The organism is Amycolatopsis sp. NPDC051372, from assembly GCF_040682095.1.
In the GTDB taxonomy this organism is placed as follows: domain Bacteria; phylum Actinomycetota; class Actinomycetes; order Mycobacteriales; family Pseudonocardiaceae; genus Amycolatopsis.
In genome coordinates this window covers 12320-33574 of sequence record NZ_JBFBAF010000039.1, presented here as the reverse complement: position 1 = coordinate 33574, position 21255 = coordinate 12320, and the positions used below count along the sequence as shown (strand labels likewise).

Genomic DNA, 21255 nt, shown 5'->3' with positions numbered 1-21255 from the left:
TAGCCGTGTGTGAGCGGGGGACAATGGGTGCCGTGACTGAGCAGCGCAGCTACGGCGACAATCTGGCCGTCGTGACCGTGACCTACTTTCCCGGCGACATGCTCGAGAAGTTCCTCGACACGCTGGAAAAGGCGACCGACCGGGACGTCCGCGTGGTGGTCGCGGACAACGCGTCCACGGACGGTGGGCCCGAGAAGGCGGCGGAGCGCGGGAACGTCCAGCTGGTCAGCATCGGCGAGAACGTCGGCTACGGCACTGCCGCCAACCGCGGCGTGGCGGCGCTCGACGACAGCTACGGGTGGGTCGTCGTGGTCAACCCCGACCTGGAGTGGGAGCCGGGGTCGCTGGACGCGCTCCTCGAGGTCGCGAAGCGGTGGCCGCGTGGGGGTGCGTTCGGGCCGTTGATCCACGACCTCGACGGGACCGTCTACCCGTCCGCCCGTCTTCTGCCGTCGTTCGGGCGGGGGATCGGGCACGCCGTCTTCGCGAAGGTCTGGCCGGGCAACCCGTGGACGCGCCAGTACCGCCAGGAGAACGCCACACCGCAGGAGCGCACGTCCGAGTGGCTGAGCGGTTCGTGCCAGCTGTTCCGGCGCGAGGCGTTCGACTCGGTCGGCGGCTTCGACACGCGCTACTTCATGTACTTCGAAGACGTCGACCTCGGCGACCGCCTGGCGAAGGCCGGCTGGCTGAACGTCTACGCCCCCTCGTCGAGCGTGATGCACATCGGCGGCGTGTCGACGGCGCGCGTGTCGAAGAAGATGCTGCGCGCGCACCACGCCAGCGCCTACCGCTACCTCGCCGACCGGCACCAGGGCGTGCTGTGGAAGCCCTTGCTAGCGGCGGTGAAGCTCGGGCTGGCCGTTCGCGTCAAGCTCGAGGGCGCGTGATCACAGCCCGTCGAGACGCCGTGAGAGGTTCGACCGGCCGCTGCTCTGCTTGATCGTCGGCACCAGCCCGGTCAGCTCTTCCTCGGCGGGCTCCCGCAGGGGACTCGGCACGGGCGCGGCCTGCGGGCGCGCCACCAGCGGCGTGGTCACCTGCGCGGCCGGCACCTCCAGCGGCGTGGTCGTGTTCGGCTTCGCCAGCGGGTGCTCGTCGTTCTCCGCGATCAACGACGCCGGCAGCTGCGTCGTCGTGTCGGGATCCTGCTGGTCGAGCTCCGAGACCACGGATCTCGGGATCTGCTGCGTGTTGGAGGCGTCCATCGGCGATGTCATGTTGTCCGGCGTCACCACGAAGGCGCCGCGGGAACGTGCGCGTGCGAGCAAAGCGTCCGCGCGATCGCGGGGGTCCATCCCCTCGGCCTCCCGACTGACCCGGGGCCTCTGGGGAAAGGCCCACCTGTTTCCTGTCTAGGGTAGGCCCTCGGGGGCGCAACCGTCAGCGTTTCCCGCGGCTTGTCGCTCAGCGGTGCGTGATACAAGAGGAGTTTTCTGTGACGTCCGAGCTCGAGGTCGACGCCGTCGTGCTGGTCGGGGGCAAGGGCACCCGCCTGCGGCCGCTCACCCTGTCCGCGCCGAAGCCGATGTTGCCGACGGCCGGCACCCCCTACTTGAGTCACCTGTTCTCGCGAATTCGTGCGGCCGGGATCCGCCACGTCGTGCTCGGCACGTCCTACCGCGCCGAAGTCTTCGAGGAGTACTTCGGCGACGGGGCGGCCCTCGGCCTCGAGCTCGAGTACGTGGTCGAGGACGAGCCGCTCGACACCGGCGGCGCGATCCGCAACGTGTACGACAGGTTGCGCGCGGACCACGCGATCATTTTCAACGGCGACATCCTCTCCGGCGCCGACCTGCGCCACCAGCTTCAGACCCATGTGGACACCGGCGCCGACGTCACCCTCCACCTCCAGCGCGTGCCCGACCCGAGCCGCTTCGGCTCCGTCCCCACGGACGAGCACGGCCGCGTGCAGGCGTTCCTCGAGAAGACACCCAACCCGCCGACCGATCAGATCAACGCCGGTTGCTACGTCTTCCGCCGCTCAGTGGTCGAGACCATCCCGGCGGGCCGGCGCGTGTCGGTGGAGCGCGAGACGTTCCCCGGACTCCTCGAAGCCGGCGCGCACCTGCACGGCTTTGTCGACTCCTCGTACTGGCTCGACGTCGGCACGCCCGAGGCGTTCGTGCGCGGCAGTGCGGACCTCGTGCGCGGCATCGCGCCGACGTCCGCGTTGGCCGGCCCGACCGGCGAGTCGCTGGTGCTCGACGGTGCTTCGGTGGCTTCGTCGGCTCAGCTGACGGGTGGGACGACGGTCGGCGAGAAGGCCGTGATCGGCGACGGTGCGACCGTCGACGGTTCGGTCGTGTTCGACGAGGCTGTGGTCGAGGCCGGGGCCACTGTGGAGCGTTCGGTGCTGGGCCGCGGGGCGTTCGTCGGGGCGGGCGCCGTGCTGCGTGGCGTGGTCCTGGGCGACGGCGCGTCCGTCGGCGCGGGCTGCGAACTCCTCGACGGCGCCCGCGTCTGGCCCGGCGTCACCCTGCCCGACGGCGGTATCCGGTTCTCGAGCGACGCATGATCGAGTGGCGACCGCCCTTCCCCCTGGACCTGGCCGCGGTGCTGGGCCCACTCAGCCGCGGGCGCGGTTCGCTGAACTTCCGCGGTGACCGCGGCGTCTGGTGGCTGGCCGCCAACACGCCGTCCGGCGAGGGCACGCTGGCTCTGCTGCGCCGGCCCGACGGCGTCGTCGAGGCCGACGCGTGGGGCCCCGGCGCGGAGTTCCTGCTCGACGGTGTGCCGGCGTTGCTGGGCGCCGAGGACGACGACACCGGCTTCGTCGCGCACCACCCCGTGGTCGCCCGCGCGCGCCACGACGCCCCCGGCCTGCGCCTCGGCTCGACGCGGCGCGTGTGGGACTCGCTCGTGCTGGCGGTGCTGGAGCAGAAGGTCTCGGGCAAGGAGGCGATCCGGTCGTGGGCCGAGCTGTGCCGCTGGTTCGGCACGCTCGCGCCCGGCCCGGGGCCCGCTTCGCTGCGCGTGCCACCGTCACCGGTCGCGATCCGGTCCATTGTGGACTGGAACTGGCACCGCATCGGCGTGGACCTCAAACGCCGGACGGCGCTGATCAACGCCGCGCGCGTGGCTCCACGGCTGGAGGAAGCGGTGGCGCTACGGGGTTCCGCGGGCCGGGCCCTGCTGCGCAAGGTCTCGGGCATCGGCGTGTGGACCGCCGCCGAAATCGCCCAGCGCGCCTGGGGCGACCCGGACGCGGTCAGCTTCGGCGACTACAACATCCCCTCGATGGTCGGCCACACGCTCCTCGGCCGCCGCATCGACGACGAGGCCATGGCCGAACTCCTCGCGCCCTACGCCCCGCAACGCCAGCGCGCGATCCGGTACCTGGAAGTCGGCGGGGCCCGTGCGCCTCGCTTCGGACCCCGCATCCAACTCCGCGACTACCGCGCGATGTGACCTACCGTGGCGGCTGCTGACCCTGGCCCGGCTGTTGGTTCGGCTGTTGCTGACCTGGCTGGCCGGGCTGACCTGGCTGCTGCGGTGAAGGGTAAGGCTGCCAGTTCTGCGCGACTTGCTGGTTCGGCTGACCTTGCTGCTGCGTGGGATATCCCTGCTGCGGATATTGCCCTGGCTGTTGCTGCCCTGGTTGTTGCCCGGGATATCCCGGCTGCTGCGGGTACTGCCCCGGCTGCATCGGCTGCTGCTGCGGAAACTGCTGCGGCGGAAACTGCTGCTGCGGCGGGTACTGCGGGCCAGGCTGCTGCTTCGGCTTCCGCCCCACGGTGAACTTCAGCACGAGGATGACCACCAGCACGATGATCAGCAGCGCTGGGAGTGCAAAACGCAACACGGCGGCTGAATCTCCTTTTCAGTTCCCGAATCCGGACGGCGGTTGTTGACCTGACTGCTGCGGCGGGTACGGCGGTTGCTTCGGCTCCACACCGTGAGCTCAGGACAAGAAGGATCACGAGCAGAGGCACCAGGAGGATGGGCGTGACGAGATTGTTGATGTTCACGAGTCGCCTGCGATGCCCGCCGGCAGCAACGAGATGATGAGATGCCGAGGCTGAATGGCATTCACGAAAAGTCCCCTCTCCCCGGCCACAGGCCATCGCCATCGTAGGGGGACCGGCCGTCAGGGGCCGGACGAAACCGAAACGGTCAGCGCAGTGCGGCCGTCACGATGGCCAGCGCCTCGTTCGTCGACAGCCCCAGCCGCCGCGTCACCGCTGCGTAATCCGCAGCCGCCGCGAGAGCCCGCGAACGCGACTCATCCCCTGAAGCCCCCACGAAACTCCCGGCCCGGCCGCGCGTTTCGATCAGGCCGGCTTCCTCGAGTTCCCGATAGGCGCGCGCCACCGTGTTCGGGGCGACGCCCAGGTCCGAGGCCAGCGCGCGCACGGTGGGGAGCTTGGCGCCGACGGCGAGGGAGCCGTCGTTGATCTGCGCGGCGATCGACGAGCGCACCTGCTCGAACGGCGGCACCGAAGACGCGCTGTCGTAGCTCACGGTCACGGTCAAAAACCCCCTAACGCCGGCGCTTCCTGCGCAGGCTGACGATCACACCCACCACCACCAGCACGATCGCCACTCCGAACCCCACGGCCACCACCCAGCCGCTCACGAAACCGCCGTCGCCGGTGTGGATGTGCGGGTTGGCAGACACCAGGGGCATGCCCGCCATGCTAACGGGACGAAACGGCCGCGTTCACGAGTTCGGCCAGATCCTCCGACCCCGCGGGCAGGGCGTCGACCGGCCACCAGCGCAGGTCGTCGGACTCGTCGCTGCGGACGGGCAACGCCCCCGCCGGCGCGCGGACCGCGTAGCGCACGTCGAAGTGTCGCGTCGGCACGCCGAGGGAGCACGTGATCGGGTGGACGTCGAGGTGCACGGGTGCCGCGCCGATCTCCAGGCCCGTCATGCCCGACTCCTCCGTCGCCTCGCGCAGCGCAGCGGCGCCGACCGACGGGTCCGACGGCTCGCAATGCCCGCCCAGCTGCAGCCAGCGGCCCACGCGCGGGTGCAGCGTCAGCAGCACCTGCGTACCCGTCGAGTCCAGGACCACGGCCGACGCCGTGAGGTGCCCGGCCTCGCACGACCGCTGCACGGTGTCGTCCCGCGTCGCCAGGAAACCCAGAAACGCCTGGCGCAGAGATTCCTGCGAGCCGAGCGAAGGGGCCCAAGCCGCGAGCGTCTCCACAGCGTCCGAGTGCAAGTTCACAGCTCCACCAGACCTTCGCCCGGCTCGCCCAGTGAACGCACGGGCGGCGTCTCCAGTGGGTGCCCGATCGCGACTGCGCCCAGCGGCTCCCAGCGCGAATCCAGGCCCAGCGTCGACCGCACGAGGTCGGCCGCGAAGATCGTCGACCCGATCCAGCACGAGCCGAGGTCCTCCGCGGCCAACGCGACCAGCAGGCCCTGCACCGCGGCACCGGCGGCGACCGTGAACATCGTGTGCTCGCAGTCGTTGCGCCGCTGGTCGCGGTAGGTGTGAGCGCCTTCGGGTACGAGGAACGGGATCACGACCTCGGGCGCGCGATACAGAATGTCCCCGCGCGACAAGCGTTTCTCGATCTGCGACGGCGTGAAGTCGTCATTCGAAAGGTCAGCGCGCCACGATTCGCGCATGGCGTCCAGCAGCTTCGCGCGCAACCCGGCGTCGCGCAGCCACACGAACCGCACGGGGTGCGTGTGGTGCGGCGCGGGCGCGGTCAACGCCGCCGCGACCGCCCGCCGAACCACCGACGGATCCACCGGCGCGTCGGAGAACGCGCGCACGGAACGCCGGTGCGGCACGGCTTCGCGCCGCCCTTGCGCCAGAGCTTCGTTGGTACCCAAGCGGAACAGATCCTCGTCGACGGGCCGGATCAGGTTCCGCGCCGTGGAGCCGTCGTCGGTGAGCTGCAGGCCGCGCACGACCGCCACCGGCAGGCCGCCCAGCTTGCCCTTCACCAGGTCCGCGGCGGCCGCGAGCTCGTCGGCCACCGCGATCTCCGTGACAGCCAGCTCGTTGCCCTGCGAATCGACCTGCCCCGCGTACGCGTGCAGCACGCGCAGGCCCGAAGCGCCGATCGCCGCGTCGGTCTGCCCGATGCGCCACGCGCGGCCCATCGTGTCCGTGATGACCACGGCGACCTCGACACCCAGCCGTTCCCGCAGCCCGCCCCGAAGCGCGTGCGCCGAGGCGTCCGGGTCCGTGGGCAGCAGCGCGACTTCGTCGCCCTGCACGTTCGACGCGTCGATCCCCGAAGCCGCCTGAACGATCCCCAGCGGGTTCTCCGTGATCACCGTGCGCGCCACTCGCGCGACGACCCGCACCGTCTCCTGGTCGATCAGCTCGCGCCGCGCCGCGTCGCGGGCCTCGGGGTCGCTCGGCACGCGCACGAGCCGGCCCTCGACCTTCGAGAACACCTTGCTCGTCACCACCACGACGTCGCCGGACCGCAGCCACGGCGCGGCCGCGACGAGGGCGCCGGTGAGGTCGTCTCCCGGACGGAACTCGGGCAGCCCGGTCACGGGCAGGATCTCGACCTTGGCCGAGGCGTGGTCGTTGAACTCGGGCTTGCTGTACTCAGACACCGGACACTCCCGCAACGTCGAAGGCCGCCCGCACCATCGCGGCGGTCGCGTCCACATCGGACATCAGCAGCGGCACCGCGCGCACGGCCACACCCGGCACGGTCACGTCGTGGTCCTCCTCGGCGACGAGCCAGCCGTCCAGCACCCCGCCGTCGGAGCGGGCGCCGTAGTGCCGGCCCACGGCCTCGGCGGAGGTCTCCACGCCGATCGCCGTGAGGCACGCGTCGGCCATGCCGCGCAGCGCCTTGCCACCGATGATCGGCGAGATCCCCACGACCTTCGCGCGAGACTTGCGCAGCGCTTCGCGCACGCCCGGCACCCCTAGCGTCGTGCCGACGCTCACCACCGGGTTCGACGGCGCGAACAGCACCAGGTCGGCCTCGCCCAGTGCCTCGAGCACCCCCGGCCCGGGCTTGGCCTCGTCGGCACCGACCGAGACGATCGAGTGCGCCGGCCGGTCGGCGCGGTAGCGCACCCACCACTCCTGGAAGTGGATCGCCTTCTGCTGCTCCGGCTGGTCCGGGTCGTCGATCACGACGTGGGTCTCCACGCGGTCGTCCGACATCGGCAGCAGGCGCACGCCCGGGCGCCAGCGGTCGCACAGCGCCTCGGTGACGGCCGAGAGCGGGTAGCCCGCACGCAGCATCCGCGAGCGGATCAGGTGCGTCGCGATGTCCTTGTCGCCCAGCCCGAACCACGTCGGCTCCGCGCCGTACGCGGCGAGCTCCTCCTTGACGACCCACGTCTCGCCCGCGTGGCCCCACCCGCGTTCGGTGTCGATGCCACCGCCGAGGGTGTACATGCAGGTGTCGAGGTCGGGGCAGATGCGCAGGCCGTGCATCCACACGTCGTCGCCGGTGTTCACCAGCGCCGTGACCTCGTGCGGGGACGGGCTCGCCGGCTCGCCGATCGCGGGCATCCCGAGCGCGGTCTTCACGCCGAGCAGGAAGCGCGCGCCTCCGACTCCACCGACCAGTACGACGATCTTCACGACTGCGGATCCTCGCACGCGCCGGGTCCCGGGCCCCAGTAGCGGTACCTGTGGTGCTCCGTACAGCCGAGCGCGGAATACAACGTCAACGCGCCTTCGTTAGCTACGGCCACCTGCAACACCCACCTCTCCGCACCGTGCGCGCGGCCCCACTCGGCCAGCGCGGACATCATCGCCGACGCGAGCCCGCGCCGGCGGAACTCCGGCCGCACGGCCAGGCGCGACACGTGCAGCCACCCGTCCACGATGGCACCGCGCACAGCGCCGGCGGTGACGGCGTCCACGTCAACCACGCCGTAACCCACCTTCCCGGTGCTGAGCACGTGCCGTTCGGCCGCGCCCGGCGACGGGTTGTCGGCCGCCAGTTCCCACCACGCCGGGGTCGGCTCGTCGAGGACTTCGGCGTCCTTCGCGGGCCCGGCCGGCAGCGGTCCGACGAGCACGGACACCTGGTAACCCGCGGCGTGGTCGGTCCACTCGTGCCATCCGGCGGCGGCCACCTCGCGCTCGAGGTCGCTGTCCTGGATCACCTGGACGACCGGGGGGATCCCCCGATCGTGGGCGAAGTCACAGACGGCTTTCAACGCGACAGCCACGCTCCGGCCGGGATCGCCCACGGCGAGTGCGCTGTTGGCGCGCCCGGTGAAGCCGTCGGCCCAGCGCAGGCGCCACTCGCCGAGGGGTTCGTCGACCACCGGGGGCCAGGCCCTCGCACACACGATTTCGAGCATTTCCGAGTCGTTCACGGTTAGATTGTGGCGGAGGCGGCAACGCGGCCGCGGCCCCATTTCCGCAGGGAGAACCGATGAGCTACGCGCGCAGGGACGACCGGCACAACGACGACCTGGTCGACGAGATCGCCGACGGGTTCGAACGCACCCTCAAGGAGAAGCGCGAGGGCGACACCAAGCCCACCGGCCCGGGCTTCACCATCACCGGCGACTCACGCAACGCCCCGAAGCCCCGCCGCCGGGACCGCTGAGCGGGACATTCGGCCCCATACCAGGGGTATGGCTAAGGGTTGCCTAAGCACTACCGGTGCCTCGGGAAGCGCGTAATGTCCGCAGGGACTGGCTAAGCAGAGAAAAGCAGGAGTACGCAGTGACCTACGTGATCGCCGAGCCCTGCGTCGACGTGCTCGACAAGGCGTGTATCGACGAGTGCCCCGTGGACTGCATCTACGAGGGCGAGCGGATGCTGTACATCCACCCCGACGAGTGCGTCGACTGCGGCGCCTGCGAACCGGTCTGCCCGGTCGAGGCGATCTACTACGAGGACGACGTCCCCGACAACTGGTCCGACTACACCAAGGCCAACGTCGACTTCTTCGACACGCTGGGCTCGCCCGGCGGTGCCTCCAAGGTCGGCAAGACCAGCCACGACCCCGCCTTCATCAAGGCGCTGCCCCCGCAGGGCGAATGACGACCCGCCCCCTGCCCGACTTCCCCTGGGATTCGCTCGCCGAGGTCAAGGCCCGCGCGCAGGCGCATCCCGGTGGCATCGTCGACCTCTCCGTCGGCACGCCCGTGGACCCGGTTCCGGCCGGGATCCGCGACGCGCTGGCGTCGGTCTCGGAGATCCCGGGCTACCCGGCCACCCACGGCACGCCCGCGCTGCGGACCACCGCGGTCGAGTCGCTCGGCCGCCGCTACGGCGTCGAGGGTCTCGAGCCCGACGCAGTGCTGCCGACGATCGGGTCGAAGGAAGCCGTGGCCTGGCTGCCTCGGCTGCTCGGTCTCGGCCAGGGCGACACCGTCGTGATCCCCGAGCTGGCGTACCCGACCTACGAGGTGGGTGCGCTGCTCGCCGGTGCCGACGTCATCCGCGCGGATGGGCTCACGCAGCTCGGTCCGCAGCGTCCGGCCATGATCTGGCTCAACTCGCCGTCGAATCCGACCGGCAAGGTGCTCGGGGTCGAGCACCTGCGCAAGGTCGTGGAGTGGGCGCGTGAGCGCGACGTGATCGTGGCGTCGGACGAGTGCTACCTCTCGCTCGGCTGGGACGCCGAGCCCGTGTCGGTGCTGCACCCGTCCGTCCACGGTGGACGGCTCGACGGGCTGCTGGCCGTGCACTCATTGTCGAAGTCGGCGAACCTCGCGAGCTACCGCGCGGGCTTCGTCGCCGGCGATCCCCGGCTGGTCAAGCAGCTGCTGGAGATCCGCAAGCACGCCGGGATGATCGTGCCGCGTCCGGTGCAGGAGGCCATGGTGGCCGGCCTGACCGACGACGAGGCCGTGGCCGCGCAGCGCGAGCGCTACCTTCGCCGCCGGCTCGTGTTGCGGAAAGCGTTGCAGGACAACGGTTTCGAGATTTCCCACTCCGAAGCCGGGCTCTATCTCTGGTCCACTCGCGGGGAACCGGCGCTGGACACCGTCGCGTGGCTGGCCGAGCGCGGCATCCTCGTGGCGCCGGGCACGTTCTACGGCCCGGCCGGCGGCAACCACGTGCGCGTGGCCCTGACCGCCACCGACGAGCGCATCGACGCTGCCGCGGAGCGGTTGAACTCCTGATTGCCGAGCGGGCGCGCTTCGGTGCGCCCGCTCAGAAATCGCGTCCCGTGAAGCCCCGGTAGACGAACCTCGTGAGCGCCTCGACGGCCTCGTCGTCGCTCGGCGCCGCCCAGCCCGTGGGTGGTGGGGCGCTCAGCCACATCTGCGCGAAGTTGTCGATCAGCTGGTACATCATCACGATGCTCAGCTGCGTCGACGCGGGCAGCTCGTAACCGGCGGCCGTGACGCGCTCGAGGTGGCCCGTGATGTCGGCCGCCTGCGTGACGCCGAAGCTCGAGAGCGTGCGCGCGAACCCGTCGTGGACCATCGACGCTTGACGCAGCGCCTGCATCGTGGCCGCGTTGGCCTTGTAGAAATCCCAGTACTGGCGCACGTGCCAGCGGACGGCCTCGGGGTCGCTGAAGTCCGACAGGTGGCCCGCCGACGCCGCCTCCTCGTCGCCCGCCGCGGCCAGGTCGCCCAGGAGCGCTTCGAGCAGTTCCTCTTTGCCGGCGAAGTGGTTGTAGAACGAGCCCGCCGCGCGGCCGGCTTCCGCCGTGATGTCGGTGATCTTCGTGTTCAGGTAGCCCTTGCGCGCGAACACGCGCTTGGCGGCCTCCTTGAGCGCGGTCTCCGTCTCGGCGGCCTTCTCCTTGCGGCTCGTCGCCGTCATCTCGGCACCTCCCTTGACAGGAACGCTAGCAGCGCGCATCTTGAATCAAGATTCACTGAATTCTAATTCACTGGAGGGGACATGGACACCACGGTGCTGATCGCGGGAGCGGGTCCGACCGGCCTGACGCTGGCCATCGAACTGGCCCGGCGCGATGTCGCGGTCCGGCTCATCGACAAGGCGTCGGCGTTCTTCAACGGCTCCCGCGGCGACGGCCTGCAGCCCCGCACGCTGGAGGTTTTCGAGGACCTGGGTGTGCTCGACGCGGTGCTGGCCGCGGGCTCGCCGCAGTACCCGACGAAGGTCTACCTGGACGGCGAGTTCGTGCAGGAGCGCTGGATCAGCGACACCGTCGAGCCGACGCCCGCGGTGCCGTACCCCAACATCTGGTTCCTGGGGCAGTCGCAGACGGAAGGCATCCTGCGGGAGCGGCTGTCGGCGTTCGGAGTGCAGGTGGAGCTCGGGGTGGGGCTGGTGGGCTTCACGCAGTCTTCTTCGGGTGTGACGGCTTCGCTGTCGACGGGGGAGACGGTGGAGGCTGCCTACTTGGTCGGCGCCGACGGCGGCAAGAGCTTCGTGCGCAAGGCGCTGGGGGTTCCGTTCGAGGGCACGACCGACGAGTCGATCCGGATGTTGCTGGGGGACGTCCAGGCATCGGGGCTTTCGCCCGACTCGTCGTACTGGTTCGCGCCGGCTTCGTCGCCGATGAGCGGGGTGGCGTTCACGCCGCTCGCCGGTACCCCGCACTTCCAGTTCGGAGCGCCGCTGGGGGATGGGGATCTGGCGGTGGAGACTTCGCTGCCGGCGTTGCAGGCGCGGCTGGACTCCGTGTCGGGCGGGGGGATCCGGCTGTTCGACCTGGCTTGGTCGACCGTGTGGCGGCCGAACATCCGCCTGGCCGCTTCCTTCCGCGTCGGGCGGGTGTTCCTGGCTGGGGACGCCGCGCACGTGCACCCGCCGACGGGCGGGCAGGGGCTGAACACCGGCGTCCAGGACGCGTACAACCTGGGGTGGAAGCTGGCCTCCGGGTCTGCCGACCTGCTGGACAGCTACGAGCCCGAGCGGCGCGCGGTCGCGGCGCGGGTGCTGGGTTTCGACGGCTTTGCTGGAGAAGTACACCGACGGGGACGAGGACGCGCATCGTCGGGGGTCGGAGACGCAGCAGTTGGATGTCGGGTACCGGGGTGGGCCGTTGGCCGGCGCTGGTGCCGGCTCGCTTCGGGCGGGAGACCGGGCTCCGGATGCGCCGCTGGTGGATGCGAACGGCAAGTCGGTGCGCCTGTTTGAGCTGTTCCGGGGGCCGCACGCCACGGAGCTGGTTTTCGGTTCGGGTGTGGTGGATTCAGGCGCCCCGGGGTACCGGATCCTGCCTGCCGGGTCGGTGGCTTCGGGCCCGGACCTGGTGGACGTCGGCGGGCACGCGTACGCGGCTTACGAGGCCGCAGCGGGCCGCCGGGTCCTGATCCGGCCGGACGGCTACGTCTGGTCGATCACGGCTGAGTGATCTGGCTGTGTCCGGTCAGAGAGCCGCGTTTGCCGCTTTGTCGATCCGGGTCCACACCGCCGGCCAAGCCGCCCGCGCCTCGGTGCGCTTCAGTAGCTCGTGCTCGGCTATCCGGCCCGCGATGAAGCCGATCTCGCTGTCGGCGCCGGGCAGGACGGAGCGCACCTTCTCCGCCGCGATCACCGCGTCTTGGTGGTCGCCGAGGACGGTTTGGAGTTTGCGGGCCGCCTTGACCAGGTCGGTGAGGGCGGCGGCCTGCTTGTTTTTCGCCGACGATTGGGCCAACTCGGCGGTGTAGCGCAGCTTCTTGCCGTAGATGCGCAGCGCGTGCAGGTCGTCGTCCGGCGGGTCGGGCGGCAGGGCGCGCACGGCCTTGAAAAGGCGGCGGTAGGGCTTGCGGACATCGGTGGCGAGGTTGTTCGACCCGAGCGGCGTGGGGTCGAGCTCGTGGTCCGGCGTGCGCGTGAGCTGGGCGATGCTCTGCAGCAGCACGGCGTAGCGGGCGCTCGACAGGGCGCGCGTCAGGCGTCGGCGGGCGGCGCCGCGTTCGGTGACGAACTTCGAGACCAGGCGGCGGCCCGCGGGTTGGTCGCGGACCTCGAAGGTGGCGATCACCTCGCGCAGGTTGCCGATCAGCACGTCGTAGTCGCGGACCTCGCCGAGGGACTGGCCGAGCCAGCCCAGCTCGACGCGCACGGGCTCGGCGGATTCGCCGATGAGCGCTCCGGAGGTCTTCAGCACACTGCGCATCCGCCGGAGGGCGACGCGCATCTGGTGCAGGTCTTCGGGATCCGCGCCGCTGCGGGTACCGGGCTCGCGGGCGAGCAGCTCGCGCAGCTCGTGGTCCAGCTTGGCCCGGATGTGGGTGGCCGCCGGATCCCGGGGGCCGGCTTTCGCCGGTTCGTCGGGTAGGCCGAGCTCGGCCGGGGTCGTCGGCTCAGGTGCGCGGCGGCGGGTCGAGGAGGGCAACGGTTCGGTGGTCACGACATGAATGGTAGGTGAATCCGCAGGCAGAATGGTCGTGACGTGTGACGAAAAAGGGCGTGCCCCTGGTGGAGCGCGCCCTTTTTCGCAGAGGGTCAGGGTAAACGGATCAGCCGGAAGACGATCAGTTCGCGTGCAGCGCTTCGTTCAGCTCGATCCCGACGCCGGTGCGCGAGACGACTTCCACCGCACCCGTCGCCGAGTTCCGCCGGAACAGGGCTCCCGAAATACCCGAGATCTCCCGCGCCTTCACGGTCTTGCCGTCGACGACGACCTTCGTGCCGGCCGTGATGTAGAGCCCGGCCTCGATCACGGAGTCGTCGCCGAGGGAGATCCCGACGCCGCCGTTGGCGCCGATCAGGCAGCGCTCGCCGATCCCGATGACCTCCTTGCCACCGCCCGAGAGCGTGCCCATGATCGACGCGCCGCCGCCGACGTCGCTGCCGTCGCCCACGACCACGCCCGCCGAGATGCGGCCCTCGACCATGGACGCACCGAGCGTGCCGGCGTTGAAGTTCACGAAGCCCTCGTGCATCACGGTCGTGCCGGAGGCGAGGTGCGCGCCCAAGCGCACGCGGTCGGCGTCGGCGATGCGCACGCCCGTGGGCAGCACGTAGTCGACCATCCGCGGGAACTTGTCCACGCCGTACACGGTCACCGTGCCGCGGATGCGCAGCCGCAGCCGGGTCTGCTCGAAACCCTCGACGGGGCACGGGCCATGGCTCGTCCACACGACGTTGGCCAGCTTGCCGAAGATGCCGTCGAGGTTCTGCCCGTGGGGCTGCACGAGCCGGTGCGACAGCAGGTGCAGCCGCAGGTAGGTGTCGTACGCATCGGCCGGGGCCGTGGCCAGGCTGCCGATCGTCACGCGCACCGCGACGACCTCGACACCGCGGTCGGTGTCGGGTCCGAGCAGCGCCGCCGCGGCGTCGCCGAGCAGCTCGCTGGTCTCGGCGGCCGACAGCCGCTCGGTGCCACTGGTGCCGGTGCCGGTCAGCTTCGGGTGCGGGTACCAGGTGTCCAGCACCGTCCCGTCGGAGGCGACGGTGGCCAGCCCGACGCCGACGGCGCCGGTCGTTTCGGGGTCAGGGGTCTGCTCGCTCACGCCGGTCACGGTAGTCGAGTGACGCGCCTCAACCCGTGGTGGCCTGCTGGTTCACGAGTTTCTTCACCGACGTGAGCGCGCCCGAGATGGTGATCAGCGCCTGCGTGCAGGCGCCGCCCGCGGTGGGCACGGTGGTGCAGCCCGCCCCGCGGAACGCGCTCACGCCCTGGTCGAGCGCGGCCGCCGCGTGGTCGAGCGCGACGTCGACGGTCTTGCCGGCCGCCGCGCGCGCGTGCACCGACGCGGCCGTGCCGCCGACCTCCGTGACGAACTTCTCGCAGCCCTTCGGCAGCTGCGTCTGCGGGCTCGTGTAGCAGGCGTCGGCGGACAGCGCGTCGAGCTTGATCGGCAGGGCGTCCGGGCCCGGCGAGCCGGGGTTCGGACCGGGCGTGGGGCCCGCCTCGGAGCCGCAGCCGGTCAGGACCAGGGTCAGCAGGACGCCGCCGAGAGCGACCAGGGAGCTTCGCGTGCGCACGTCCCTCACGGTAGCCCTCGCACCGGGTCGGTACGGTGCCGGTATGACCTCGCTGGACCTGCGCGCCGACCCCGCCGACCTCACCGCCGCCCTCGTCGACGCGTTCAGCGTCTCCGGCGAGGAGGGACGGCTCGCCGACGCCGTGCAGGCCGCGCTCACCCAGCAGGCGCCGCACCTCGAGGTGGTCCGCAACGGCGACGCGGTGCTCGCGCGCACGAACCTCGGCCGCGGCTCGCGCGTGATCCTCGCCGGGCACCTCGACACCGTGCCGGAGAACGCCAACCTCCCGTCACACCGCACCGGTTCCGGCGACGACGAGCTGCTCCACGGCCTCGGCTCCGTCGACATGAAGGGCGGCGACGCGGTGTTCCTGCACCTCGCCGCCACGCTGCCCGAACCGAAGCACGACATCACCTTCGTCTTCTACGACAACGAAGAGGTCGAAGCGGTCAAGAACGGCCTCGGCCGCATCGAACGTGAGCTGCCCGAGTGGCTGGCCGGCGACCTGGCCGTGGTCGGCGAGCCCTCCAACGGCACGATCGAGGCCGGCTGCCAGGGCACGCTGCGCGTCGAGATCCGCACGAGCGGGACCCGCGCGCACACCGCCCGCGCGTGGATGGGCGAGAACGCGATCCACGCGCTGGCCGAGCCCTTGCGCCGGCTCGCCGAATACGCGCCGCGCGTGGTCGACATCGACGGCCTCACCTACCGCGAAGGCCTGCAGGCCACGAAGATCTCCGGCGGTGTGGCCGGCAACGTCGTGCCGGACGCCGCCGTGCTCACGGTCAACTTCCGCTTCGCCCCGGACCGCAACCCCGCGCAGGCCGAAGCCCACGTGCGCGAGGTCTTCGACGGCTACGACGTCACGCTCACGGACCTCTCGCCGGGCGCGCTGCCCGGCCTTTCGGCCCCGGCGGCTGCCGAGCTCGTGGCCGCCGCCGGTGGCCGCGCCGCCGCCAAGCTCGGCTGGACCGACGTCGCGCGCTTCGCGGCGCTGGGCATGCCGGCCGTCAACTTCGGCCCCGGCAACCCGAGCCTCGCGCACACACAGCAGGAACACGTGCACGTGGCGGAGATCCGCCAGGTGACCGACGTCCTGCGCAAGTTCCTGAGCTGACGGCCGGCCGCCGCGCCAGGATGGCTGGGGCGTGTCTGACAAAGGTCTCGGTCAGTGGCTGAGATGCTGCCCGGTGTGTCGCGGTTTCAGCTGCTCTCAGATGATCAGTGGGCGTTGATCGAGGACGTGCTCCCGGTCCGTACCGGGAAACAAGGCCGACCGTTCTCCGATGCGCGGGCGATGGTTGAAGGGATCATCTACCGGTATCGATGCGGGATTGCGTGGCGGGATGTGCCGGCGGTGTTCGGTCCGTGGCAGACGATCTGGACCTGGCATCGTCGGATGGCCGGCGACGGCACGTGGGACACCGTGCTGCACCGCCTGCTCACCAGCGCCGACGCGGCCGGGCTGGTGGATGGGTCGGTGTCGGTGGATTCCACGATCGCCCGCGCCCATCGGCGCGCCACCAACATCACCCGCCCCACAGGGGGCTGGGTCGAACTACACGGATGTGCTGACCGAGCCGCCTGATCCCGCGGCCAGCTGATCAGGCTGGGCATCGCAAGCGCCGCGCTTCCCGCGGCGGGAGCCCACCTGCCTTCGACTCGGTTGACTACCGCGGCCGCAACGTCGTCGAACGACGGTTCAGCCTGCTCAAACAGTGGCGTGGCCTGGCCACTCGCTACGACAAGTGGGCCATCGTCTACCGATCAGCGGTCGTCCTGCATGCCGTGGTCGCCTGGACCAAGGCATTGTCAGACATGCCCTAAGCGCGAACGGCCTGGATGTCGAGCTTGATCTCGATCGTCGAGCCGACCATGACCAGGCCTTTGGCCAGCGTCTGCTGCCAGTTGATCGTGAAGTCCTCGCGGTGCAGCTCGGTCGTGGCGACGGCGCCGAGCCGGTCGCCGTTCCACGTCCGCAGGCCCAGGTAGCCGGCGTCCAGCCGCACGCCGCGGCTGGCTCCGTGCAGGTTGAGCGTGCCGTCGATGCTCCAGCGGTCGCCGGGCGCGCGGCGGAACCGGTGCCCGTGGAAGCGGATCTGCGGGAAGCGGCGCACATCTAGGAAGTCCGGGGATCGCAGGTGGTCGTCGCGCTTGTCGGCCGAGGTGTCGATGCTCGCGGCGTCGATCACGACCTCGACGGTGGAGTCCTCGATCTGCTTGCCGACGACGATGCTGCCCTGGAAGCTGCGGAACCGGCCGTGGACCTCACACAGCCCGATGTGCCGCGCGATGAACCGGATGGCCGTGTGGTCGGGGTCGAGCACCCATTCGCCCGGGTCCGGGAGCTGACGGTTGTCGTCCGGCACGAGCCGCAGGTCCGCGAGCGAGGTGTGGTCGCCGCTCACGACCTCGACGGTGCTGTTTTGCGCCTGGTAGCCGCTCGCGCTCACGGACACCGCGTATGTCCCGGCCGACAAGGTGCTCACTGCCAGGCCGAACTCGTCCGCGACGGCCTTCGTCTGACGCTGGGTGCGCTTGTGCAGCATCACCATCTGCGTGCCCGGGAGCGGGCGGCCGTTCTCGTCACCGACCCGCACGCTGAGGAGCCCGGCATCGGCGTTGAACGTCACGGGCCCGCCACGCTGTCCGTTGCTTCGCTTGCGCCCGAACACGTTGTCTCCTCTGCTCGACATTGTCGGGGCACGTTATCAGCGACGTCAACGACAAGCCCTGGGCCACAGCGGAATCCCGGTAGCGGTTCCGGCGCCGGGCCTGGTGTTTCAGGCCCCGGCGCCGGATTTCAGCGGCCTTCGAGCGAGCGGACGTTGTCGCCGAACGTCCAGTTCTTCGAGCCGTCCCAGTTGATGGACCAGGTCATCAGGCCCTTTACGCCCGAAACGGCACGGTAGGCCTGCGCGACGAGGTTCGGCGCCATGTACCCACCGCCCGCGCCCTGTTGGGCCGGCAGCCCGGGCACCTGCTTGTCGAGCGGCACCTTCACCGTCGTGCCCTGCACGACCAGGCCGTTGGCGAGGCAGTTGGTCTGCGTGGTGAAGCCCTGCACGGTGCCGGCCTCGTAGGAGTCGCCGGAGCAGCCGTACATGGAACCGTTGTAGTACTGCATGTTCAGCCACCACAGGCGGCCGTTGTCGGCGTACTTCTTGACGATCGGCAGGTACGAGCCCCAGATCGAGCCGTAGGTGACGCTGCCGCCGGTCACGTAGGCGGTTTCGGGCGCCATCGTGAGGCCGAAGTTCGACGGCATCTGCGCGAGCACGCCGTCGATGATGCGGATGAGGTTCGACTGCGAAGCCGAGAGCGAGTTGATGTTCCCGCTGCCGGTCAGGCCGGTCTCGATGTCGATGTCGATGCCGTCGAAGTTGTACTTCTTGAGGATCGGCACGATCGTGCTCACGAACTTGTCCGCCACCGTCGACGACGACAGGTCGATGCCCGCCGCCGCGCCGCCGATGGACATCAGGATCGTGGCGCCCGAGGCCTTCGCGGCGCACATGTCGGCCGGGGTCGCCACCTTCACACCGGCGTCCATGCCGTCTTCCCACAGCACCGTGCCGTCCGAGCGGATGACGGGGAAGGCCGCGTTGATCACGTTGTAGCCGTGCGAGGAGATGCGGGCGTCGGTGATCGGGACCCAGCCGAGGCCGGGGTGCACGCCGTTGGCGGCGCCGTCCCAGTTCTCCCAGTAGCCCTGCAGCACCTTCCCGGCGGGCTTCGACTTCACCGCGCACGTGTCGGCCTGCACCGACGCGTCGGCGGTCCCCGTGAGCCCCGCCAGCGGCAGGGCGAGCGCAGCGGCCACCACCGCGCCGAAGATCCGTGACTTGCGACCGAACATACCGGCTCCCGTCTCGCGACAACGCTGTCCCAGCACGCGGCATTTCGGTGAACGTTAGGTGGCGCACGGAGTAGTTGACTACCTGCGAATGGGTGGTCTAGACAAATAAGTGGTCTGGACAAGCGAGCCGGGCCGGCGCCGCCGATTCGGCCTGTGCTCAGGTGGTCACGTGGTCGCCAGCTGCCAGACCGCGTAACCGATCGCGTCGCTGTTGCGCTCCAGCGGCGCGTCCGGGATGTTCGCGACGGTGTCGCACGCGCGGTGGTAGCAGTTGTCGAACGCCGCTCCCGCCGTCCCGCCCCACTTGCGTTGCTGTGCGGCGGTCTTCACGTCGCCCGCACCGGTGGCCAGGCTGCCGACGGGGATGCCCGCGCTCTTGAACGAGGCGTGGTCCGAGCGCCCGTCGCCTTCGCGGTCGCCCTCGCGCGCTGGGCCATCGCCGGGTCGGTGGGCCAGCGTCAGCGCGACCTCCAGGATCGACGCGCTGCCGGAACCGTTGTCGCTGATGCCCGGCCCGGCGCTCATGCTGTCGAGGTGCGCGCCCAGCATGAGCACGCGGTTCGCGTCGCCCTTCGGCCATTCCGCGATGAGGTTCTGCGTGCGTCCGGCGCGGCTCGTGCACGTCTGGCGTGTCACGGTGTAGCCGGCGGCGCGCAGCTTACCCTCCACATAGGACACTGACGCCGCGTAGCCGCCGCCGGCCGAGCGGTTGCCGCCGTTGTGGCGGGCGATGGTCTCCAGCTAAGAGCGTGTCTCACTTGGTGAGTTTCTTGTAGCAGGTGATGCTGGCGGCGCTGGACCGTCAACGTCCAGGAGTGCCGTTGGAGACTTCTTCAGCAGCGCGTTGTAGAAGATCTTGTCGGCCTTCCGGATGCCGATCCCGGGCACGGTGGCGCCGTTGCACGTCGGGCTCGCCGGGTTGCCGACGGGCGCCGAACCCTCGGTCGGCGGGTAGAACCAGTGGCGGTCGCCGCCGGGACGGCGAGCGCGGAGGGGGTGATCACCGTGAGTAAAGGAGTCGTCACGGGGATGGTCAATGCTCCGAATGGCCCAGGAAAGCATTACTCGGGCATTAATTAACCGGAAAAACCTTTGAACATCAGGGCGTTTACCGGTCCGCGGTACGCGGCGCTACCCTCGTCGGGACTTGCCGTGAACGGGCCGTTGGTAGGTGTGGACCGGTGGTCCACAAGGGACCGTTCACCTCGCCGTCACCGACGTCGCCCGATGGTGGCGACGCTGGGGTTCTGCCTGGCGGGGCGGCCCGTAGGCTGGGTTGGTGAGTGAACAGTCTGAGTTTCCGGACGGCCAGTACCCCGAGCGCCCGGTGGAGCGCCACAAGGGCCCGGTCGTGCTTCGGCGCGACCGTCGTGACCAGGGCAGCACCACCGACCAGCGGCTCCTGGACGCGCGCGGCCCGAGCGACTGGGTGCACACCGACCCGTGGCGGGTGCTGCGCATCCAGGCCGAGTTCGTGGAGGGCTTCGGCGCGCTCGCGGAGGTGCCGCGCGCGGTGACCGTGTTCGGCTCCGCGCGGACCAAGCGTGACGACCCCGAATACGACCTGGGCCGCAAGATCGGCGGCGCGCTCGCCGAAGCCGGCTTCGCCGTGATCACCGGCGGTGGGCCGGGCGCGATGGAGGCCGTGAACCGCGGTGCGAACGAGGCCGGCGGCTTCTCCGTGGGCCTCGGCATCGAGCTGCCGTTCGAGCAGGGCTTGAACCCGTGGGTCGACCTGGGCGTGAACTTTCGCTACTTCTTCGCGCGCAAGACGATGTTCATCAAGTATTCGCAGGCCTTCATCTGCCTGCCCGGCGGCTTCGGCACGCTCGACGAGCTGTTCGAGGCGCTGGTTCTGGTCCAGACCAAGAAGGTGACCAAATTCCCGGTGGTGCTGTTCGGCACCGAGTACTGGGGCGGGCTTTACGACTGGATCTCGAAGTCGGTGCTCGACGGCGGCAAGATCAGCGAGAAGGATCTCGACCTGCTGCACCTCACCGACGACATCGACGACGCCGTGCGCGTGGTCGAGGAGTCGTACCAGGCCTGGGAGGACACCCACTGATGAGCTCGTTGCGCCGGGTCTGCGTCTTCTGCGGGTCCTCGATGGGCTTTACCCCGGCGTACGCGGAGGCCGCCGCCGAACTGGGCAAACTGCTGGCCCAGCGCGGCATCGGCCTCGTGTACGGCGGTGCGAGCGTCGGCACGATGGGCGTGGTCGCCGACGCCGCGCTGGCGGCGGGCGGTGAGGTGATCGGTGTGATCCCCGAGGCGCTGTCCAGTGTGGAGATCGCGCACGCGGGCCTCACCGAGCTGCACGTGGTCCCCGACATGCACCAGCGCAAGGCCAAGATGGCCGCGCTGTCCGACGGTTTTCTCGCGCTGCCCGGCGGCGCGGGGACGTTGGAGGAGCTGTTCGAGGTGTGGACCTGGGCCCAGCTCGGCCTGCACTCGAAGCCCATCGGCCTCGTCGACGTCGGCGGTTACTACGGCCCGCTCGTGTCCTTCTCCGACCACATGGTCACCGAAGGGTTCCTGGGCGCCGGTTACCGCGACCTGCTGCTGGTCGACGCCGACGCGTCGGCGCTGCTGGATCGGTTCGCCGGTTACGCACCGCCGACGCCGCCGAAGTGGGACTGA

At 70.3% G+C, this 21255-nt stretch carries 26 protein-coding genes and 1 pseudogene; 12 read left to right on the top strand and 15 right to left on the bottom strand.

From position 1 onward, the window contains the following. Positions 1 to 32: 32 nt before the first annotated feature. Positions 33 to 890: a glycosyltransferase family 2 protein gene (locus tag AB0M56_RS41910; RefSeq protein WP_364186656.1), complete on the top strand. Its 858-nt coding sequence runs from the start codon at positions 33 to 35 to the stop codon at positions 888 to 890. Here the strand turns inward: AB0M56_RS41910 and AB0M56_RS41905 are convergent, their stop codons facing one another. Then, entirely contained in the window at positions 891 to 1298 is a 408-nt protein-coding gene (locus AB0M56_RS41905; RefSeq protein ID WP_364186654.1) for a hypothetical protein, read from the bottom strand. A 140-nt stretch (positions 1299 to 1438) separates the two neighbouring features. Between AB0M56_RS41905 and AB0M56_RS41900 the strand changes: the two genes are divergently transcribed. Together AB0M56_RS41900 and AB0M56_RS41895 are read left to right on the top strand one after the other, a co-directional pair. Continuing rightward, positions 1439 to 2518 (top strand): NDP-sugar synthase, encoded by a 1080-nt coding sequence (locus tag AB0M56_RS41900; protein ID WP_220246374.1) that lies wholly within the window; start codon positions 1439 to 1441, stop codon positions 2516 to 2518. After that, on the top strand, positions 2518 to 3411 hold the full coding sequence (locus tag AB0M56_RS41895) for a DNA-3-methyladenine glycosylase 2 family protein (RefSeq protein ID WP_364186797.1): 894 nt from the start codon (positions 2518 to 2520) through the stop codon (positions 3409 to 3411). The genes AB0M56_RS41900 and AB0M56_RS41895 overlap by 1 nt, the downstream gene beginning before the upstream one ends. 1 nt (position 3412) lies before the next feature. Here AB0M56_RS41895 and AB0M56_RS41890 read toward each other — a convergent pair whose 3' ends face one another. The 7 genes from AB0M56_RS41890 to AB0M56_RS41860 all read right to left on the bottom strand — a co-directional run bounded on the left by AB0M56_RS41890 (position 3413) and on the right by AB0M56_RS41860 (position 8272). Further along, positions 3413 to 3805, bottom strand: coding sequence for a hypothetical protein (locus AB0M56_RS41890; RefSeq protein WP_364186651.1), 393 nt, complete (start codon positions 3803 to 3805; stop codon positions 3413 to 3415). A 311-nt stretch (positions 3806 to 4116) separates the two neighbouring features. Then, on the bottom strand, positions 4117 to 4470 hold the full coding sequence (locus AB0M56_RS41885; RefSeq protein WP_364186648.1) for a GntR family transcriptional regulator: 354 nt from the start codon (positions 4468 to 4470) through the stop codon (positions 4117 to 4119). A gap of 13 nt (positions 4471 to 4483) precedes the next feature. Continuing rightward, entirely contained in the window at positions 4484 to 4630 is a 147-nt protein-coding gene (locus AB0M56_RS41880) for a hypothetical protein (RefSeq protein ID WP_364186645.1), read from the bottom strand. A gap of 10 nt (positions 4631 to 4640) precedes the next feature. Beyond that, complete coding sequence (locus AB0M56_RS41875; protein WP_364186642.1) at positions 4641 to 5177, bottom strand: NUDIX hydrolase; 537 nt, start codon at positions 5175 to 5177, stop codon at positions 4641 to 4643. Continuing rightward, complete coding sequence (locus AB0M56_RS41870) at positions 5174 to 6535, bottom strand: coenzyme F420-0:L-glutamate ligase (RefSeq protein ID WP_364186639.1); 1362 nt, start codon at positions 6533 to 6535, stop codon at positions 5174 to 5176. Before AB0M56_RS41870 ends, AB0M56_RS41875 begins: the two co-directional genes overlap by 4 nt. Continuing rightward, a complete protein-coding gene (cofD, locus tag AB0M56_RS41865; RefSeq protein WP_364186636.1) occupies positions 6528 to 7526 on the bottom strand; it encodes a 2-phospho-L-lactate transferase in 999 nt (332 codons plus the stop codon). The genes AB0M56_RS41870 and cofD overlap by 8 nt, the downstream gene beginning before the upstream one ends. Then, positions 7523 to 8272, bottom strand: a complete 750-nt coding sequence (locus AB0M56_RS41860; RefSeq protein ID WP_364186633.1) for a GNAT family N-acetyltransferase — start codon at positions 8270 to 8272, stop codon at positions 7523 to 7525. Before AB0M56_RS41860 ends, cofD begins: the two co-directional genes overlap by 4 nt. A 59-nt stretch (positions 8273 to 8331) precedes the next feature. On the opposite strand from AB0M56_RS41860, the gene AB0M56_RS41855 reads away from it, so the two are divergent. The 3 genes from AB0M56_RS41855 (at position 8332) to dapC (ending at position 10036) form a co-directional block, all read left to right on the top strand. Continuing rightward, on the top strand, positions 8332 to 8508 hold the full coding sequence (locus AB0M56_RS41855; protein WP_364186630.1) for a hypothetical protein: 177 nt from the start codon (positions 8332 to 8334) through the stop codon (positions 8506 to 8508). Between the two features lie 119 nt (positions 8509 to 8627). Then, positions 8628 to 8948: a ferredoxin gene (gene fdxA, locus AB0M56_RS41850; protein WP_220246384.1), complete on the top strand. Its 321-nt coding sequence runs from the start codon at positions 8628 to 8630 to the stop codon at positions 8946 to 8948. Next, positions 8945 to 10036: a succinyldiaminopimelate transaminase gene (gene dapC / locus AB0M56_RS41845; RefSeq protein ID WP_364186627.1), complete on the top strand. Its 1092-nt coding sequence runs from the start codon at positions 8945 to 8947 to the stop codon at positions 10034 to 10036. Before fdxA ends, dapC begins: the two co-directional genes overlap by 4 nt. Positions 10037 to 10067: 31 nt before the next feature. Here dapC and AB0M56_RS41840 read toward each other — a convergent pair whose 3' ends face one another. After that, complete coding sequence (locus tag AB0M56_RS41840) at positions 10068 to 10688, bottom strand: TetR/AcrR family transcriptional regulator (RefSeq protein ID WP_364186625.1); 621 nt, start codon at positions 10686 to 10688, stop codon at positions 10068 to 10070. An 81-nt stretch (positions 10689 to 10769) separates the two neighbouring features. Between AB0M56_RS41840 and AB0M56_RS41835 the strand changes: the two are divergent. After that, a pseudogene (locus AB0M56_RS41835) lies at positions 10770 to 12192 on the top strand (FAD-dependent monooxygenase). Positions 12193 to 12207: 15 nt separating this feature from the next. Here the strand turns inward: AB0M56_RS41835 and AB0M56_RS41830 are convergent. From AB0M56_RS41830 to AB0M56_RS41820, 3 genes are all read right to left on the bottom strand, one after another. Further along, the gene (locus tag AB0M56_RS41830; protein ID WP_364186622.1) at positions 12208 to 13176 is read right to left on the bottom strand and encodes a CHAD domain-containing protein; all 969 of its coding nucleotides are present in this window, start codon (positions 13174 to 13176) and stop codon (positions 12208 to 12210) included. A 124-nt stretch (positions 13177 to 13300) separates the two neighbouring features. Then, positions 13301 to 14281: a 2,3,4,5-tetrahydropyridine-2,6-dicarboxylate N-succinyltransferase gene (gene dapD / locus AB0M56_RS41825; RefSeq protein ID WP_364186619.1), complete on the bottom strand. Its 981-nt coding sequence runs from the start codon at positions 14279 to 14281 to the stop codon at positions 13301 to 13303. A gap of 28 nt (positions 14282 to 14309) precedes the next feature. Next, positions 14310 to 14756: a hypothetical protein gene (locus tag AB0M56_RS41820; RefSeq protein WP_364186617.1), complete on the bottom strand. Its 447-nt coding sequence runs from the start codon at positions 14754 to 14756 to the stop codon at positions 14310 to 14312. Between the two features lie 43 nt (positions 14757 to 14799). Between AB0M56_RS41820 and dapE the strand changes: the two genes are divergently transcribed. The 3 genes from dapE (at position 14800) to AB0M56_RS41805 (ending at position 16583) form a co-directional block, all read left to right on the top strand. Continuing rightward, positions 14800 to 15873: a succinyl-diaminopimelate desuccinylase gene (gene dapE / locus AB0M56_RS41815; RefSeq protein WP_364186614.1), complete on the top strand. Its 1074-nt coding sequence runs from the start codon at positions 14800 to 14802 to the stop codon at positions 15871 to 15873. Between the two features lie 63 nt (positions 15874 to 15936). After that, a complete protein-coding gene (locus tag AB0M56_RS41810) occupies positions 15937 to 16344 on the top strand; it encodes a transposase (RefSeq protein WP_364186794.1) in 408 nt (135 codons plus the stop codon). After that, positions 16341 to 16583: a transposase gene (locus tag AB0M56_RS41805; protein WP_364186791.1), complete on the top strand. Its 243-nt coding sequence runs from the start codon at positions 16341 to 16343 to the stop codon at positions 16581 to 16583. The genes AB0M56_RS41810 and AB0M56_RS41805 overlap by 4 nt, the downstream gene beginning before the upstream one ends. Here AB0M56_RS41805 and AB0M56_RS41800 read toward each other — a convergent pair. The 3 genes from AB0M56_RS41800 to AB0M56_RS41790 all read right to left on the bottom strand — a co-directional run bounded on the left by AB0M56_RS41800 (position 16580) and on the right by AB0M56_RS41790 (position 19293). Further along, positions 16580 to 17452: a YceI family protein gene (locus AB0M56_RS41800; RefSeq protein WP_364186611.1), complete on the bottom strand. Its 873-nt coding sequence runs from the start codon at positions 17450 to 17452 to the stop codon at positions 16580 to 16582. The two genes, AB0M56_RS41805 and AB0M56_RS41800, sit on opposite strands and share 4 nt — an antisense overlap. A gap of 107 nt (positions 17453 to 17559) precedes the next feature. Continuing rightward, positions 17560 to 18615, bottom strand: a complete 1056-nt coding sequence (locus tag AB0M56_RS41795) for a chitinase (RefSeq protein WP_364186608.1) — start codon at positions 18613 to 18615, stop codon at positions 17560 to 17562. Positions 18616 to 18780: 165 nt separating this feature from the next. Beyond that, positions 18781 to 19293: a M28 family peptidase gene (locus AB0M56_RS41790; protein ID WP_364186605.1), complete on the bottom strand. Its 513-nt coding sequence runs from the start codon at positions 19291 to 19293 to the stop codon at positions 18781 to 18783. Between the two features lie 601 nt (positions 19294 to 19894). Between AB0M56_RS41790 and AB0M56_RS41785 the strand changes: the two genes are divergently transcribed. Next, complete coding sequence (locus tag AB0M56_RS41785) at positions 19895 to 20680, top strand: TIGR00730 family Rossman fold protein (RefSeq protein WP_354871266.1); 786 nt, start codon at positions 19895 to 19897, stop codon at positions 20678 to 20680. Further along, positions 20680 to 21255, top strand: a complete 576-nt coding sequence (locus tag AB0M56_RS41780; RefSeq protein WP_364186602.1) for a TIGR00730 family Rossman fold protein — start codon at positions 20680 to 20682, stop codon at positions 21253 to 21255. The genes AB0M56_RS41785 and AB0M56_RS41780 overlap by 1 nt, the downstream gene beginning before the upstream one ends.